The organism is Mucilaginibacter jinjuensis, from assembly GCF_028596025.1.
In the GTDB taxonomy this organism is placed as follows: domain Bacteria; phylum Bacteroidota; class Bacteroidia; order Sphingobacteriales; family Sphingobacteriaceae; genus Mucilaginibacter; species Mucilaginibacter jinjuensis.
Genome location: NZ_CP117167.1, coordinates 1,637,425 through 1,654,746, shown reverse-complemented (window position 1 = coordinate 1,654,746; position 17,322 = coordinate 1,637,425). Strand labels below are relative to the sequence as shown.

Below are 17,322 nucleotides of genomic sequence, written 5' to 3'. Positions count from 1 at the left end.
TTTAAAACACATAAGACTTTGCTATATTCGCCAATCTAATCCCTGTCTGTTTAAATGCCTTCTCTGCTTATTTCAATTGGATTAACTAAGGATATCATCGCCTTACCAAACTTAACTATTCCCTCTTATCAACGTCCTTATACCTGGAAAATCAAAAATGCCCTGCAATTACTGGATGACGTCAGGACTGCCTCGACAAAAAGCTTGGATAATTACCGTATCGGTACGATTATTTTCCACAAGGACACGAACGAAAATTTAAACATTGTCGATGGCCAACAAAGGCTGACAACGATGAGCCTTATCTTTTATGCATTGAAAGATTTGACCCCGACTCTACTAATGGGTGAATACAGTCACGATGACTCGAAGGCTAATCTGATTGCTAACTATACTGCAATCGTGCAGTGGCTTTATAGCATGGACGACAATGCACAGCAGGCTCTGAAAGCCTATTTGTTATATCACTGCGAGTTTGTCACGATTCAGCTCGACGATCTCTCTGAAGCTTTTCAATTTTTTGATTCTCAAAATTCCAGGGGCAAATCCCTTGAACCGGCTGACTTGCTGAAGGCTTTTCATTTAAGAGAAATGAGCGATAATACCGAATCCGAAAAGATCGCTTGTGTTAAAACCTGGGAAGACGCAATCGACCAAGGAAATTTAAATTATGTGATTGGCACTTACTTGTTTCGCATACGAAAATGGGCACAGGGAGACAATGCCTATACCTTCACCAAGAATGATATCGAAGAATTTAAGGGCGTCAATTTTGATCGTTTTCCTAAGTACCCTTACCTCAGGGCCTACTTGATGAACGACGCCGTTACTGCACAATTTGAGAAAGATTTAGTGTGGAATAAATTGGGAAATCATATGGGCTTTCCCTTTCAAATGACTCAAATGATCATTAATGGCAAACGTTTTTTCGAAATGATCGAACATTATGTAAAAATACATCAGGAACTTTTCGACAAAAAAACCTCAACGGCTTTTAGTAATTTTTACAAAAAGCACACTTGTTACCCGCATTCTAACCGTAGCGGTGATCTTTATGTAAGAAATTTATTTAAAGCCATAACCATGTTTTATTATGACAGATTCGGATCGGAAGGTTTTGAGCAGACTTATCCATACTTGTATATGTGGGCCTACAAACTTAGACTAGACAAATTTAGTGTACGGTATTCCTCTATTGATGCGCACATTCAGGCCGATGGAAACAACCTGTTTAAGATGCTCAACTCTACATACGACCACAGAGCAGTGCTTAACATCCGGACGAAACTCAGCCTAACTGGCAATACGCCGGAAAGGCCTATCGCAGAAATTATAGAGGTTTTTAAAACATATCAGCTGAACTAATATGCCCCTGCAATCCAACGCCCCAAAGACCCTCAGCATCTGCAATTTACTTGGAAAAGATCAGTACCTGATCCCGCTATACCAAAGAAACTATGCATGGTCAAAAATCGAGATCGAACAACTTCTCACGGACATTTGGAATAAATTTCAAGTCGATGAAAAAAGTAACTATTATATTGGAACGCTGGTTGTTCACGAGGTAAAAGAAAGGTTTGAAGTGATTGATGGGCAGCAACGGCACACCACGCTTACGCTGATCAATGCGGTCATCCATGGCAAATATCAAACAGGTGAAACGAAAAGAGCCCCCAATATTTATTTCGAGGCAAGACAGGCTTCTCAACGTTTCTTAACAGCTCTGTTCAGCGATTATGAGTCAGCCTTACACGTGAATCACGATCAGAAAGGAATCCGCAACCTCTCGCAGGCAGTTAAAGATATCAGCTCATTTTTGAGTTCAGGATTAATCCCGTTTAACAGACTGGAAGAGTATTTTCAATATTTCTACCACCACGTTCAAATTGTTCGGGTTTCGGTACCGCCTGGAACCGACATCAATCACTATTTTGAGACTATGAATAACCGGGGAGAACAGCTGGAACCCCACGAAGTCTTAAAAGCCAATTTCCTGGAGCAGTTAACAGATCAGTCACATGACGTACGCAGTGCCTACGCGGGCCTTTGGGATGCCTGTTCCCAAATGGACAAATTTATTCAAATGGGTGTAAGGGCGGATAAAAGGGCAACAATATTTGGTACTGATTTTCAAACTATTCCCGCTCATGTCATCGCAAGAAATCTGACTTCCGGAAACGTCATTGACAGTTCTCAAAATTCTGACAACAGACTTTTGAACATTTTGAGTAGTCCCGGGAAAGCAGCGGGTCAGGCCCCAATGGTAGCGTATGAATCCAAATTCAGATCAATCATCGACTTCCCTAACTTTTTACTTCAGGTACTACAGCTCTATTTTCCAGATGAGAAGGTCTCTTTGGATGATAAAAACCTCCTCCTGGAATTCGGATGTACTATTAACAGTCCAAGAAAAATGCCGGATGCCATTGACTTCTTGAATCTGCTTTTCTATTACAGGACCTGTTTTGACCGCTATGTCATCAAAAGAGAAGAAGGCAGTGAAGATTGGAATTGGAAATTGTTAAGGCTCAATAGCACAGAAAATGGCTATTTGAATACTTTTAGTCAACAGGATCAGCTCATTAAAATTCAATCCATGTTTCATGTGTCCCAACCAGGCCCTGGTTACAAAACATGGTTGCAAACGTTACTCAAGTTTTTCAGGTCTGAAGCTGTGATTAACGAAACCAACTTGTTAGCATTCCTAAGAGAACTTAGCGAAAGACGTCTTAACGGATTGCAAACACAGTTAGACCAGGGGACTAACACCCCTATCTATCTTTTTAATTGCCTGGATTACCGACTTTGGGAGATTTATTATTTGTCAGAGATCAAAAAAAACACGGTGGACTGCCGCCCTGAAGTTTTAACGCAGATCAAAAGTAATGAGGAAGCTTTTAAGAACTTCAGATTTACGCAGAATAACTCTGTAGAGCACGTAGCACCACAACAGCCCATGAACAACGAACCACGAGTAGAAGGCCTGAACAATTTTGGGAACCTTTGCCTCATTAGCCGGAGCACCAACTCCAGGTTAAACAACCTGGGGTTTAATGGCAAAAAGGACCACTTCAAAAGCCCTAATCGTTCTGGTGTGGAGAGCCTTAAACAAGCAATTATTTTCTCGTACCCAAACTGGACGGATGAAGAAATAGCCGACCATGGTGAATTGATGACCTATTTATTATACCCGCGCCGGGAATCGTTGTCTTAAGATACGAAGATAAGCAGCTTATCGCAACCGAGAGGCAATCGGCGCCCGAAAAAAGTTATTTGAAAAACAAACAGGTTATTCTCCCAAATTTCCTGTTTGTTTCATAAGGAATACGACTTGTTCGCAATGGAGCTACACATATCGAATTAACACAGATGTCTATTTATGTTGAACTGAAGCCTGCGGCTTTGATTTAGAACGGGCTTTTTGATTAAGTGCATCCATATAAATCTCTTCCCGTTCTTTTTCTCTGTTGAGGAATTGGCGGATATTTTTTTCAAAGTCAATAGCACATGAATTAACCACTGGATCGAAAATCATTCTCACCTGATTTTCCGGGAGGCGATCTATTCGTTTCATTTCACTCTCACTGAAATGTTCTACCAACTTTTCAGCTTTACACTGACAATTGCATTCAAACAGCACTTTAAAACTGTCTAATGGAGACAAAAAACCCACTCTCGCAAAATCCTCATCGATTCGCTTATTGGCTTGTAGGACACAACGTTCTTTATATGCGTTAATTCTGTCTTGCTTGGTTGGTCCGCAACTAATAAGTAATGTCGCTATCATCAATAAGGTTACCGACGAAATCTTATTCATATTATTTTATAAGGTAATAGGGACCTAAAATTATTTAGATTTAATTATATTTCATAACTATTTTATTATTAATGACATGCAATATGTTTCAGTTACCGAATAAGCTTTTGATAAAATATGTTTTTACGGGGCTCCTGGCAGTATGCGGCATTTTGGAAAACGCGCTGGGGGAAACCCTAAATAAACGGGGGCACATTAAAGAGAATTTTCCGATAAAGTTAATCAACCGTGGTACAGATACAAATTATGCGTTCTTAGGTATTAAGGATAGCTCCTTCGTTTTCGACCCGGTTTTAACATTGCGTAAATTCGTCGTTACCGGCAACCACTATTCGGCTGTGTCTCATGCGATTGAGATCGGAGGAAGTAACATCCAGGGAATCCGCTTAAATAGTTTTGAAACACCTAAATTAATTTTGACTCTTACAAAAGTTCATAGTATTAATTTGTACGACAGTAAAAGCTACAGTTATGCTTTCACAAATGATACCATCGACGTGTATGATATGCATGAAATGAAAATCAGCAACTTCAATTTGACTGGTTCTCTCATTAAAAAATTCTTTTCCAGCTACAATCAGATCTCATCACTTCAGGTTGCTTTTACTAATATTTCAGAAAAGTTCAGTTTTGACCATTGCACCCTTAACAAGGTATCCGTGAACAACTCCATTATTCATGAACTCAACTTCAGAGAAGTAATTGTTTACGATGATATGCACCTAAAGGATTGCAACTTACAGAAAGACAGTTACATTTCCGGCGTGATAAAAAGAAATTTATTACTGGAAAATCTGACTTTCGATAATAACACCACATTAGATCTTAGAAATTGTCGTAAAGGCATAAGGAAAATTAACTTGTTTTTGCGGAACGTTCCGGTTGAGAATCTGCAAATTGATTGGCGAAACTTCACGCTTGATTCAGCTACCCGGGCAGACTATTCATCCTGCAAAGCTACTTATATGAGGTTGTTGGAGAATTTTAGCAAACATTTTCAAACTGAAAGTTATGAACTGGCCGATAAGGAATACCAAACCTACCAATATCTACATTTTGGCTTTTTAGGATCAGGCTGGCTCTTTGATAAATTTATTTGGCTATGGTGGGATTATGGCTACAGCGGCTGGCAAGTTATTTTGTGGATGATTTTGCTGCCCTTTATCTGGGCGTTAATTGCTTATAAACACTATGATAAACTTCAAGAGCATGTTTACAAAGTGGATCATTTTACCCCTTTCAGACGCCGGAGGCGCTCTGAAGTCCCAAACAGAACTTTTGGTAATTCACTAATATACGTATCCGTTATATTTTTCACTGTAAGTGTAAAACTGGATAAAATTAAATTTGAAAGGCGTTGGCTCTTAATATTTTTCTTAACCATCTATTTAAATGGCATTTGCTGTATGTATTTCCTAATCCATTATTTGTTAAAGGGTTAACGATCATTCTTTGATGTAAAAAGCTGCAAACACTAACTATAAGTCCCAGAGGTTAGATTCAGATATAACGATATACCGTGCCGCTAAAACAAAATTATCAGAAATTTTATGATCGCCATTTCATCCAGCTAAAAGGCTGTCTTATTAATGAAAGAAAGCTTATAGAAGCAAGCCTCGAAAGTTGAAAGCATACGCGAATGTTAAGTTACTGAATACCAACGGTGAATACGGAAGGCAAAGTAAAAACACAACCAACAATTAACAAAATACATATAATTAAAATCAAACGGTTGTCGACGAAATTGATCAAATACAATCATTTTAACATATGAGCAATGTGATTATGGATTCAAAGCCCCCTTCGTCCAGTTGCGCCGCCGTGCCTTTCAACAGTATGACCAGTGTGATCTTCCCGGCTTTATCAGCAGGTTTATCATTCGACAGCAATCAAAGAGATAACCAGTAAACCATCCGCTTGGTAAATTGCCCCTTAAGAATAGCAATGAAAATCCTTTTGTAAAAGATTGTAATGAATAGCCTGGGCCGCAGGCAACGGACACGTACCCCTTTTATCAGAGACATACACAAGGTTTTAGAAACACCGCCTATTCATAGATCGTTGCACCGTTGTCAACCGACCAACGGTAATCAGCTTCCAGCACCAGGATAAACAGACGATAAAATTTGGTTTTGTCTCAATTTGTTGATAGATTAGATCAACCAAACCCTTATATACAATGTCACCCATCAATTACTTTGCCGGGCCGGAGGCCTATAACTCAGATTTTTTCGATAACACAGCCGATGCATCCCTTGCCGTATCAACCCCATATCTTGTTCTTCAGGGTAATATCAGCATTGCAGGTGCAACAGTAAGCGGCGGAACAGTTAGTTTCAACAACACACTGTTCAATGTCTACACTCATTACATTAACCCCAGTTATGCCCAGCCGGACATCAACACCTATTTTACATCGACGCCGGCAGCTTTTCAACCGGTGTGGCCTAATCATTTATTTCCAAACTCGGTATTTAGTCCCGCTGCCACTTCTGCAGGTAATACATTTAATGGCACGCTCGATTGTGTGGGCTTTGGCTGCCGCGTACTTATTGCAACAGGCAGCAATGATCCGCAAAACAATGCCTACAGCCTGTTACATGCCCAGATAGATTTTAACGCAATTCATTTCGCCTCCCTGGGTATTGTACCCAGTGCCTTAGAAATCGCAATTGCATTCCCGGTGCTTTTACCCGGAAGGTGGAGTTATGTCGCAGGTTTTATAGCTATACCGGCCATTCAGGGCTACGATAACCAGGAATCACAAAAGCTACACCAACCCGATAAAACCTATACAGGAGTATCTAAAAGCGGACTTTCCACGGCAATTGCAGGCGATATCGTATCCTTTGGTTACACCGCAGGCCATTCAAACGGACATTTTATGGTACTTACCGCTCCTCCACAATTGGTACCGCTCACAGAAGTAAGTAACCCGGAAGATTTTGTTGCCAAGGTTTACCGCATTTCTGTTTACGACAGTACCGATTCAGGTAGCTCCCTCCATTTTAATGATTCGAGAAGAAATGGCAACCCAGATAGTTGCGGCATCGGGTACGGCGAATTATTGCTACTGGCCAACGATCAGGATCAGCCTGTTGGGTTTATTTTTGGCCCGGGGGATCCGATCCACTACGTTACCGGAACAAGTGAGCAAGCCGACGAATTGATTGTTGCAGCCATCACGATCGCGCGTTTTCAATAAAAATCATAAGCACCAAAACCTTTACCAATGTCCACCGAACCAACCCCACAATCCGATCCGCACTGGAATCTGAAGCATCTTCATGAGCATATCCAGTACGCTGCAGACCTCGAGCTATGGACCATCCCTTTTTACATGTCGGCCATGTATTCTGTGATTAACCGCACTTCGCAGCAATTTCAGCTTATCCAATCTGTAATTAACCAAGAGATGCTGCATTTACAAAGTGTGGCCAATATTGGCAATGCCTATGGCTACAGCCCTAAAATCAGCGTACCTGTTTATGCAGGCCAAACCATTCCGCACCTCGATTTTAACCTAGATGTACCTAACCCTACGCAAAGTTTCCAACCATATACGGCAGAGATTGGTCCATTGGATATTGCCCATATCAACGCCATGTGCCTCATTGAATACCCCGAATGGGATTCTTCGGCACCGGTTTCGCTTAAGCAAAATGTAAAGGAATATGCTAATATCGGCGATTTTTACCGTGCCCTGCGCTATGGTGCAGGTCTTTTTAAAGACCGCATTAAAGGTGGTATAAACCAGGTCAATTATTTTTCGGCCTATTACAGGTTAATGCCAGGTATGACCATTACCGAAAACGGCAGCGCCGGTTTTAACCAGGTGGGCATGCTGATTGATCTGATCACCGACCAGGGAGAAGGTTCAAACGCCGGCCAGAACAATGATCCGCTGATTGCAAATTTCCAGAACACGGCAGACGATTTACTACAAACCATTGATCACTTTGAGAAATTTGAGATGATCAAGAACAATATGCAACTACAGGAAACCTATGCATTTAAGCCGGTAAGTGACTACACTGATTACGACAGGCAACTGGTTGAGATACTGAAAGAACATTTTAACAAACTGCGTAACCGGCTCGACGCACTTTTTGTTGGCGAGAACCCCGACGACTTTATACCAACCATGGTAAGCGTAGGCGCAGCCATTCAGAACTGTTGGAAAAACGGCGTTACCCCACAATTCAGTTAAACCATTAAAAGCTTCAAACCATGTCAGTAAATAAAGTATTCCGCATACATCCCACCATTAACTTTGCCCGCATAGGTACCAGTAAGGAGTATTACCTTTCGCCAGAAACCAGTGCCGGACTACCGATAGACGGCTCGGCCACAACAGGAGGCCTGCCCATTAAACCAGGCACAGAAAATACGGTAATAGATGCTACAGACCTGCGCGACGAAGATGGCTATCTTAAAAGGCAAGCCGCCCGCTTCCGTTTATATTATTATGAATTAGATGGCCCAGATGCTTATCCCTGCCCTGCCAAGCCTACAGAAGTAATCAAAGGAACTGTACTTGCAGACGGTCGTAAAGTAAAAGATATCATTTGGACAGTACATCTCGCTAATAAAAAGGCGGCCTCTTACAATGTTGTACCGCTGGTTGGTGTAGATGCCTATAAAGACGGGCTGCCACAACTACGCAACCCGCAGGTATACGGCACAACCGGTACCGTTAATGATCCAATCCGTTTAAAAAACTTGGTGATCGACCCGGGGCCAAGGGCTGTTTCTGCCGTTGCGAATAATAAACTCAAGTTTAATGCAAAAACGCCGGCGAGTTATAGTTCAAACGGGCAGATCGAAGAAATAACTACCTATCCGGCTACCTTTCCTTCCGGCGAATTGCACTATCCTTCGGGCAAGCTGGATTCATTGGGTGAAATATTGACAGATAAAGAAGGCAGATTGTTGGTATTAGCCGCTCACGGCAACACAGCCGCCGGAATTGATGAATACGGCGACCCGGTACCTTGCACGGGTGACCTGAATAATGCCAGCTGGTACGATGATGCTGCCGACGGCCCGGTATCGGCAACTATTGTGTTTGAAGACGGCACCTTTCAGGAAGCGTTTAATGCCTGGGTAGTTTGCTGTGACCCGTCTTACGCACCACAAATACGCAATGTGGTATCGATATGGGATGATGTTTATGATGCCTGGGTAAGAGGGCTTAACCTGCAGCCGCAACTATTTGCGGAAGGCAATTTTAATCCGGCTTTTCTTCCTGCATTTGAAAGCATGGTAAGGCCGGTATTTAGGGCAGCATTGTTACAACGATGGACGGTAAACCTGCCTCGTATGGCGATTAAAGCACACGAAGCGGTGGATGCTATTACGGCTGCTGATAACCCTGATAAAACAATTATGGCCGGGCTTAATTTTATCAGGAACCCTAATCTTACGGGCACCGCGCAATCTGAAGTAAACACCGGCGTACCATTAATGCCCCTATCTGTTGGTGATGCGGGCACATCTTTCCTGACCGTGACCAAAACGCAGTATTTCTTTTTAGAACAATGGAGCAAGCATAACTTTACTGATGGTGAAGGCCAGCAACTGGGCAAAGGCGAATACCTGGATATGGCATCATTAAGCAATTGCCTTGGCGGCAGGTATGTACCGGGTATTGAAATGAGTTATGTGATCAGATCAACCGATATCTACCAGCAAGACTGGCAAACAAGCGGCGCCGGGCCTTTCAGGTTGAAGGCAATCCCGCTCAATTATGCGAAAGCCAATCAGGCTCCTTTCTTAACTGCCGGATGGTTTCCCTTACAAGAAGATCTGAATGGTCTGGAACCAGGGGACATGACAAAATTTATGGCCATACCATGGCAAACAGATTACAACTCCTGCTCTATACACCAGCCAAGCATTAATACCAATGGGGTGAATAAAACAAACGGTAATGGCACAACCCTTTACTGGTCATGGCCTGCACAACGGCCCGATGCGGTTTTTGTGGCCGAACAGGTGATTAGCAATGTACTTCCTAAACAGCAATGGGCCATCAGGGGTAAGGGTACTTACTCATTAGACCCCAAAAGTGCCAGTACCTTTCAGAAAGCCAATCAGTCTGTTAAAGATTGGGATAAGCTGGGTGTTATTGTACAAGGCACTATCATTGGCCCGGATTATGACCCGGATTATTATCTCGAGGTCCAAAATCAATTTGATGAAACCGTTATACCAGATAACCCGGCACTGGAATGGCCATTTAATACCACTCCTCCCGCCAATACGCCAATTTAATGCGTAATACGGCGTATGATGTGGTAATTATCGGAGCAGGGCCTGCGGGGCTTGCAGCAGCAATAACGTTAAGGAAATATGCTGACGTGCAGGTACTGGTGATCGACTCCGGGAAAGCAGATAAGATAAGACCGGGCGAAAGTATCCCCCCTGCAGCCTTATCCTGCATTAACTTTTTAGGCCTGCGCGAACAATTTGATTGCGCAGGCCATTTTGCCTACCCGGGTAATGCATCTGTTTGGGGACGTGATATGGTTGGGTTTAACGACGCCGTACTTGATCCGCTGGGGCCTCCATGGCGGCTTAACCGCCTGGTGTTTGATCAAATACTGGTAATTGCAACAGATGAACGCGGAGTAGCTATAAACTGGGAAACACAGTATATTGAACAGCAACCTATAGCAAATGGCTATGAATTGACCTTGTATGAACGGATTAAGCGACAAAAGTATTCCGTCCGTACACAAATGGTTATTGACGCATCAGGTGCAGGAGCACATTTTGCCCGGTCTTTAGGAGTTAAAACGCATATTGAGGATCAGCTTTTAGGATTGGTTAGGTTCAGTACGATTGACTCCGGAAAAATGACCGCCCAAACACTGTTAGAGGCAGATAAAAACGGGTGGTGGTATGCCGCCAAATTACCGGACAATAAACTGGTAAGCATGTATGTAACAGAAGCCTATACACTTCGGCAAATGAAAAATGATATGGCTGAAAATTTTTCTAATGGTATCAGGCAAACCCAACTGCTTGCTCCCCGTCTGGCCCCATTAATGCTTAGTGACCATCATTATTATAAGTTCCCTGTTTACTCATCGTTCCTGGAAAAAGTTTACGAAGAGCGCTGGCTGGCTGCCGGCGATGCTGCCTTATGCTTTGACCCCATTGCTGCACAGGGTATTTACAAAAGCCTTTCAACGGGCATCAGGGCAGGAAAAACTGCTGTGGAGATGTTAACAAGCAATTTTACTGATATAAATTCTGCAAAAATGTACCAGGAATATATAGATGCCAATTATCATACTTATGTTAATGAACGCAATCATCTTTATCAACAAGAGCAACGCTGGCCGCAATCAAACTTTTGGAAAAATCGTATACAAGCTCAAAACAAAGCACCAAACACAATATCAGAATCTAAGCGGGAATTTCAAATCCTGTGATTTAAACTTGCATCTCCGGTGAAACGAGACGGTACTTATTAACTTTAAGCAAAAATGGCTGCTTCCGGCAGCACTTTTATGTAGTAAGCAATTGCTGTTTATTTAAATTATAGTTTTTACGGCTACTTAACCTGTTTTCAAGGTCTTGTGTATATTTTTCTTTTATAGCTTTTAGCATAATATCTTCTGCTTCCGGGATTCAATACGGTCATGTTGGGCATCATGCCGGTAAAATCAGGCGTTTTGCCTTTAGAAATGCAGAACGCCAATAAAAATATCCTGTAGCGGCAAACACATATCTGTTAACCTTTATTTAAAATTTCTGCCCTCATGAAAGGCATACTCAGCCGGCATGAACTGCTCCGCCGCGCGCCGGTCATAATTATACGGCTTTGTCGTTTCATCACCTCTTACTAAGGTAAGCGGCAGATCGTCCGAACTGCTTTCTGTTAAACTACGCAATAAAGCGGTCAGGTTAAAACAGCGGTGCACCACCAAATGTGTTACGCCATTGGCAATCTGTAATTTCCCGGCTACCATCAGCAGTCTTGACTGGATGATCTCTTTGCGGTATTTATCAAACTGGTCCGACCAAACCACCAGGTTCGCCGATCCGGATTCGTCTTCCAATGTCATAAACAAAACGCCTTTTGCCGTACCAGGGCGTTGCCTGACCGTAATGAGGCCCGCCAATTTCACATAATCTTTATCCTGGCATTTTTTCAGATCACCGACACGGATATTATGCATTTCCGATAACTTCTTCCGCACCAGGCCTACCGGGTGATTTTTAAGCGATAAACCGGTAGAGATATAATCCTGGACCACATGCTGCCCTTCGGTCATCTTCGGCAGCTCAACCTGCAGTTCCAGCAAAGTTTCAGACAGGTGGTCAGCAAATAAGCCGAATGGCCGGTCAGCCAAAGCCGATATTTCCCAAAGGGCCATCCGCCGGTCAGCGCCTAAAGAGCGGAAAGCGTCCGCATCCGCCAGTTTTGCCAGGGCAGCTTCCGGCACTCCTCCGCTTCGTAATTGATCGATATGCAAATACCCATCGTCCCGCATGGCTACGAGTACAGCCATATCGGCTTCTTTCAGGCCATCTACTTCCCGGAACCCGAGCCGTAAGGCAAAGAATTTGCCATCTGTTTTCTCCAGCGTATTATCCCATTCCGAATAATTCACATCAACCGGTAATACGTTGACCCCATGGTCCTGCGCATCCCGTACGAGCTGTGCAGGCTGGTAAAAGCCCATCGGCTGGCTGTTGAGGAGCGCTGCACAGAACACGTCCGGGTAATGGCATTTCAACCAAGCGGATACGTAAACCAGTAATGCAAAAGAGGCTGCATGGCTTTCCGGGAAGCCGTAGCCTTCAAAGCCCTGCAATTGCTTGAATACCTGTTTCGCATAAGCCTCTTCGTAACCGCGCGCCATCATGCCAGAGACCATTTTCTGTTCATAATGTTTTAGCTGGCCATTGGCTTTGAAAGAGGCCATACTGCGCCGCAACTGGTCTGCTTCTGCCGGCGTAAAGCCCGCAGCGGTGATCGCAATTTCCATGGCCTGTTCCTGGAACAGCGGCACGCCTAATGTCCGGCCCAGGATGTCTTCCAGCTCTTTGGATGGGTAGGTTACCGGTTCTTCCCCATTACGTCTGCGCAGGTAAGGATGCACCATATCACCCTGTATCGGTCCCGGCCTGACGATTGCAACCTGGATCACCAAGTCATAGAACTTCCTGGGTTTTAGCCGGGGCAGCATCGACATTTGTGCCCGGCTTTCGATCTGGAAATCACCGATGGTATCCCCCCGGCAGATCATATCGTAAACCAAAGTATCACCCTGGGGAATATTAGCCAGAGTCAGTTTCCTGCCATAGTGTTTAAGCACAAGGTCAAATGCCTTACGGATGGTGGTCAGCATCCCCAAGCCCAGCACATCCACCTTCAGGATCTGCAAATCTTCGAGGTCATCCTTGTTCCATTCCAGCTGTGTACGCTCCTCCATCCGGGCATTCAGTACCGGGCAAAGGTCAGAGAGCAAACCGTCGGTCATGACAAACCCTCCGGTGTGCTGGCCCAACTGCCTGGGGAAGCCGATCAGCTGCGTGGTTAATTCCAATACTTTCCGGATCAGTGGGTCCTGCGGATTCAGGCCCTGCTCCCGCAGGCGCTTTTCATCAAAGCCTTCTTCCGAAAAATCCCAGATCGTCGCCCCTGCCCGTTTGATGGTATCTTCAGATAAGCCCATGGCCTTGCCCACATCCCGGATCGCGCCTTTATGCCGCTCCTGTGTAACGGTGGCGACGATTGCCGCTTTGTCCCTGCCGTAAGTGTTATAGATATACTGGATGATCTCTTCCCTTCTTTCATGTTCAAAATCCACATCGATATCGGGCCATTCGTTCCGGGCATCGGACATAAAGCGGGAAAACAATAGGCGGGATTCGGCCGGGTTGACTGCCGTAATGCCGAGGCAATAACAAACCGTAGAATTGGCTGCCGACCCCCTGCCCTGGTGCAGGATACCCAGGTCTTCCGCTTTCTGGGTATAGCGGTAAACCCGCAGGAAATAAGGCGCGAGCTTTCGCTTTTCGATAAAAGCCAGTTCGAACTCGATCTGTTTGCGGTGTTTCTCCGGGATATCTTCTCCAAAACGTTCTCGGGCACCCGCCCAGCTCAGTTTATTGAGCCGCTCCTGCGGTGTCAGACCATCCGCAATGGTTTCTTCCGGCTCGATATATTTGAGCGTATCTAAAGAAAAAGCACAGGAATTGGCAATATAGGTCGCATTTTCCAGCGCCTTCGGGTAGGCCCGGAACAAGCGCTGTATTTCATCGAGCGGCTTCAAATGCCGCTCCGCATTCGGATGCAATTTAAATCCGGCAGCATTGATCGTGCATTTCTCCCGGATGCAGGTTAGTACGTCCTGCAGTTCACGTCGGACCGGGTGGTGGTAATGTACATCGCCGACAGCCGCCAGGGGTATCCCGGTTTCGGCCAGACGAAATAATCGTTTAGCATCCTGGCCCTGGTAATTAAAGGAAGCAGCGAGGTAGAACGATAATCCGAATACCTGGCGATATTCCAGCAAATCTTGCTTAAAGGTATCTGCAAATTCAAATTTGGGGTTGAGCTTTGCTTCAGGCGGAATCGCAATAAAGATGATCCCGTCCTTGTATTCATAAACATCTGCCTTATAGAGTTCGCATTGACCTTTTTCCGTCCGCAGGTTACCGCGGGTCAGCAGGGCAGATAAGCGTCCGTAAGCATCCCGCCCGGTCGGATAAGCCAATAAGCTCGTGCCATTCACGAGGTCTAATCTACAGGCTGGGATAAAACGAATGCCCGCTTGTTTGGCGGCCATGTGGGCACGCACCACACCGGCCAGAGTATTCCTATCCGTTAAAGCAATTGCTTCATAACCTAAAGCCGCCGCCTGCTGAATTAGTTCATAGGGATGCGAGCCCCCGCGCAGGAAGCTGAAGTTGGAAGTAACCTGTAATTCCGCATACCGCATAACTAAGCAAAATAACCATGTAAATACCAGCGGGCATCGCCCCCGTCATAGTGCCCGGACCGAAAAACCCAATAGCGTTGCCCTTCTGTGTCCTCTACCACAAAGTAATCCCGGTGCTCCCCTTTGTCACGCCACCACTCCCGACCGATGCGTTCAGGGCCGTCTGCCTTGATGATGGTGTGCCGTTTCCCTTTATAAGTAAAGATCCGGGGCGGGTTATCAGGCACCAATGCCATCACCTCGATCGGTGCAGGTGGTGATAATAAACGCATGGGCCTCAACTGTCCCTCTGGCCAGTTTGTTTCCGGCTTTTCCGATAATGAAGCCGCCAGCTTAATGGATTGTTCAGGCCAGTAATGTTCGGCGGGTAAAAACCGGCGGATCGCATTTGCACCTACTTTACCGGCCACACGGTCAAGCAATTCAGCCAGTGCAGTATCACCAAGGCCCGGATTAAGCGCCCATAACTGTTCCTGCCGGACTTCCATATCCTCCACTCGCGGGGCTTCCAGCACAAAAAGTTCGATACCGAGTGCGGGTTCGATCTTACTGATTTGCTGCCCGAAGAGTTTTGATAAATGGGAAACACTATGCGAGCCTCGGGTCGTGGTAATGGAGGCTTGCACCGTCCGGCCATCGATGCGATGGCATTTGAGGGTTGCTTTACGGATACCTTTGCCTTCGGCCTGCAAACGCAGGCACAAAACCTCCAGCAGCTTTTCGATAGCAATTTCAATACCTGTAGCTGTTCGGATGGGCTCCAGGCAGGGCAATCTTTGTGCATAAGGCACAGGCGGGGTTAATGAAACCAAAGGTTCAGCCACCCTTCCCAACGCTTGATCAATGCGTAACAGCAATTCTTTGCCAAACCTGCGCCGCAACACAGAGGATGGCATCTGTATAAAACTGCCGATGGTGCTGAAACCCAGTTTCTGCAAACGTTCCAATACCGGTGCTTCCAGGCGCAAGGCAGCGGGTTTCAACAGGGCTATCGCCTGCGCCTGTTTGCCCGGTGCTACGATCGGCCCCGATTTAGCAAAGCGTACGATACCCCAGGCAGCGCCCGGCGTATCAGCGATGGCGGCACGCGCGTCGAAACCCGCGTCACGTAATTTGAAAACAATGGTTTTAAGATAATCCCGTTCGCCGCCCCAGAGATGGGTACAACCCGATATATCCAGTAACAAGCCGTCGGGCAGGTTAACTGCGACCACGGGTGTATAACGAATGCAGCCTAAACCTAATAACCGCAATAACTGAGTTGCTTTGCCGGGGACTTCATCAATCACGACCAGCTCACTACATGCCGCCCGGGCATCCGCCACGGCCATACCTGTAAAGGCCCCTTCTTTTTCCGCCGCCAGGCTGGCCGCGGTGATCACAACCCGGTTTTTCACGGGTGCAGCCAGTACAAAAGGCATTTCCTTAAGTTCAGGCCGGCGGATCGCCAGGCCGTCCGTCAGCAAATGCCGGAACCATATCGCCATATAACGTTTGGTCATACCTCACCCTACCTGCCTTTCTTGTTTGATGAGTTCTGTCTCCACCGGTTTAAAGCCGGCTTCGTTCCATTCCATGATCCACTTCCCGGTTTGCCCGTTACGTACTTTCAATAGCTCCACCTGCCAGCGGAGATAACCTAAACCCGGCAAGCCGTTCAGATCTGCGCTGGGTAAGGGTTTGATCCGCCAGCGGGCAGTACAGGCAGTCGAACCTAATTTGGCGGCTGCGTTACGCAGCACAAAACCGGTCACGCGGCTTTGCTCTACAGCCAATTGCAAGCGCCTCGATTGTTTGAAATCCATTTCCTGCAGTTCGCAGACCACGGCAATCAGCCCGGTACATTTCAAGGCTTCTTCCATCACCCATAGGGCGTCTTTGTCTTTAGTAAGACTGACAAAGATTACCCTATCCGGCTCGAGGCCAAAAGCCCTTAATGCTGGGGCAAATAATTGACCAGCGCGTCCAATCCAGACACATACGCCGCCCTTTTGTATCAGGCCTGATAAAACGCCCGTAATAAAGCCGCCGCAGGCAGCGGCCTGTTCAGTATTGTGGCAAACCAGTTCGTGTACGGCAGCCACCGGGAAAACCCCGTTGGGAAAAGCCGATTCTACCGGGCCAAGGCCTAACTTTTGGTTAGTACCGGCATCCGGAGCCCTATACCCCTCCCATTGCAAAATATCTTTTTGCAGCCGGCTGATAATATCTTGACGGGCTTCGGGCATATTTGTTTAATTCAGGACGCAAAGCTAATACTAAAAATATTAGCATTTTGTCTATATTTAAATTTTATCCAACTATTCCTCTTACGCGAATCATATAAAACCTAACTCGGAGTTTTCGATTAGCATATCGGTCAGATCAACGAGTTAATCATATAGAATACTCTAAAGCCACTTATGTCAAGTTCTTGTACTGTAAAAACATGTCGAAAACTTCATTAAAGAGTATTATTTTTCCATTTGATTGGGCTTTCTTCAGGGTTTCGATCACTTTTTGAAGGTACACGAGGAACAAAGTCAGAACACCATCAGCAAA

12 protein-coding genes are annotated in these 17,322 nt (G+C 45.4%); 8 read left to right on the top strand and 4 right to left on the bottom strand.

The features are described from left to right. Positions 1-54 precede the first annotated feature (54 nt). A complete protein-coding gene (locus tag PQO05_RS07560) occupies positions 55-1,365 on the top strand; it encodes a DUF262 domain-containing protein (protein ID WP_273632097.1) in 1,311 nt (436 codons plus the stop codon). Position 1,366: 1 nt separating this feature from the next. After that, entirely contained in the window at positions 1,367-3,214 is a 1,848-nt protein-coding gene (locus tag PQO05_RS07555) for a DUF262 domain-containing HNH endonuclease family protein (RefSeq protein ID WP_273632096.1), read from the top strand. A 159-nt stretch (positions 3,215-3,373) separates the two neighbouring features. On the opposite strand, the gene PQO05_RS07550 is transcribed toward PQO05_RS07555, so the two are convergent. Continuing rightward, positions 3,374-3,817 (bottom strand): hypothetical protein, encoded by a 444-nt coding sequence (locus PQO05_RS07550; protein WP_273632095.1) that lies wholly within the window; start codon positions 3,815-3,817, stop codon positions 3,374-3,376. Positions 3,818-3,924: 107 nt separating this feature from the next. Here PQO05_RS07550 and PQO05_RS07545 point away from each other — a divergent pair, with 107 nt between their 5' ends. The 6 genes from PQO05_RS07545 (at position 3,925) to PQO05_RS07520 (ending at position 11,259) form a co-directional block, all read left to right on the top strand. Beyond that, positions 3,925-5,259 carry a hypothetical protein gene (locus PQO05_RS07545; RefSeq protein WP_273632094.1) on the top strand — a complete coding sequence of 445 codons (1,335 nt, stop codon included), beginning with the start codon at positions 3,925-3,927 and terminating at the stop codon, positions 5,257-5,259. A gap of 343 nt (positions 5,260-5,602) precedes the next feature. Then, positions 5,603-5,725 carry a hypothetical protein gene (locus PQO05_RS07540; protein WP_273632093.1) on the top strand — a complete coding sequence of 41 codons (123 nt, stop codon included), beginning with the start codon at positions 5,603-5,605 and terminating at the stop codon, positions 5,723-5,725. 271 nt (positions 5,726-5,996) lie between these two features. Beyond that, positions 5,997-7,022, top strand: coding sequence for a hypothetical protein (locus PQO05_RS07535; protein ID WP_273632092.1), 1,026 nt, complete (start codon positions 5,997-5,999; stop codon positions 7,020-7,022). Between the two features lie 27 nt (positions 7,023-7,049). Further along, positions 7,050-8,027, top strand: a complete 978-nt coding sequence (locus PQO05_RS07530) for a ferritin-like domain-containing protein (RefSeq protein WP_273632091.1) — start codon at positions 7,050-7,052, stop codon at positions 8,025-8,027. A gap of 20 nt (positions 8,028-8,047) precedes the next feature. After that, positions 8,048-10,093: a LodA/GoxA family CTQ-dependent oxidase gene (locus tag PQO05_RS07525; protein WP_273632090.1), complete on the top strand. Its 2,046-nt coding sequence runs from the start codon at positions 8,048-8,050 to the stop codon at positions 10,091-10,093. Continuing rightward, positions 10,093-11,259, top strand: a complete 1,167-nt coding sequence (locus tag PQO05_RS07520; RefSeq protein WP_273632089.1) for an FAD-dependent monooxygenase — start codon at positions 10,093-10,095, stop codon at positions 11,257-11,259. Before PQO05_RS07525 ends, PQO05_RS07520 begins: the two co-directional genes overlap by 1 nt. A gap of 309 nt (positions 11,260-11,568) precedes the next feature. Here the strand turns inward: PQO05_RS07520 and PQO05_RS07515 are convergent, their stop codons facing one another. Genes PQO05_RS07515 through PQO05_RS07505 form a run of 3 tightly spaced genes read right to left on the bottom strand, consistent with a single transcriptional unit; the run spans position 11,569 to position 17,009 of the window. Next, positions 11,569-14,781, bottom strand: a complete 3,213-nt coding sequence (locus tag PQO05_RS07515; protein WP_273632088.1) for an error-prone DNA polymerase — start codon at positions 14,779-14,781, stop codon at positions 11,569-11,571. 2 nt (positions 14,782-14,783) lie between these two features. Next, the gene (locus PQO05_RS07510) at positions 14,784-16,268 is read right to left on the bottom strand and encodes a Y-family DNA polymerase (protein ID WP_337943175.1); all 1,485 of its coding nucleotides are present in this window, start codon (positions 16,266-16,268) and stop codon (positions 14,784-14,786) included. An 18-nt stretch (positions 16,269-16,286) separates the two neighbouring features. Then, the gene (locus tag PQO05_RS07505; RefSeq protein ID WP_273632086.1) at positions 16,287-17,009 is read right to left on the bottom strand and encodes an ImuA family protein; all 723 of its coding nucleotides are present in this window, start codon (positions 17,007-17,009) and stop codon (positions 16,287-16,289) included. Positions 17,010-17,322: the final 313 nt, after the last annotated feature.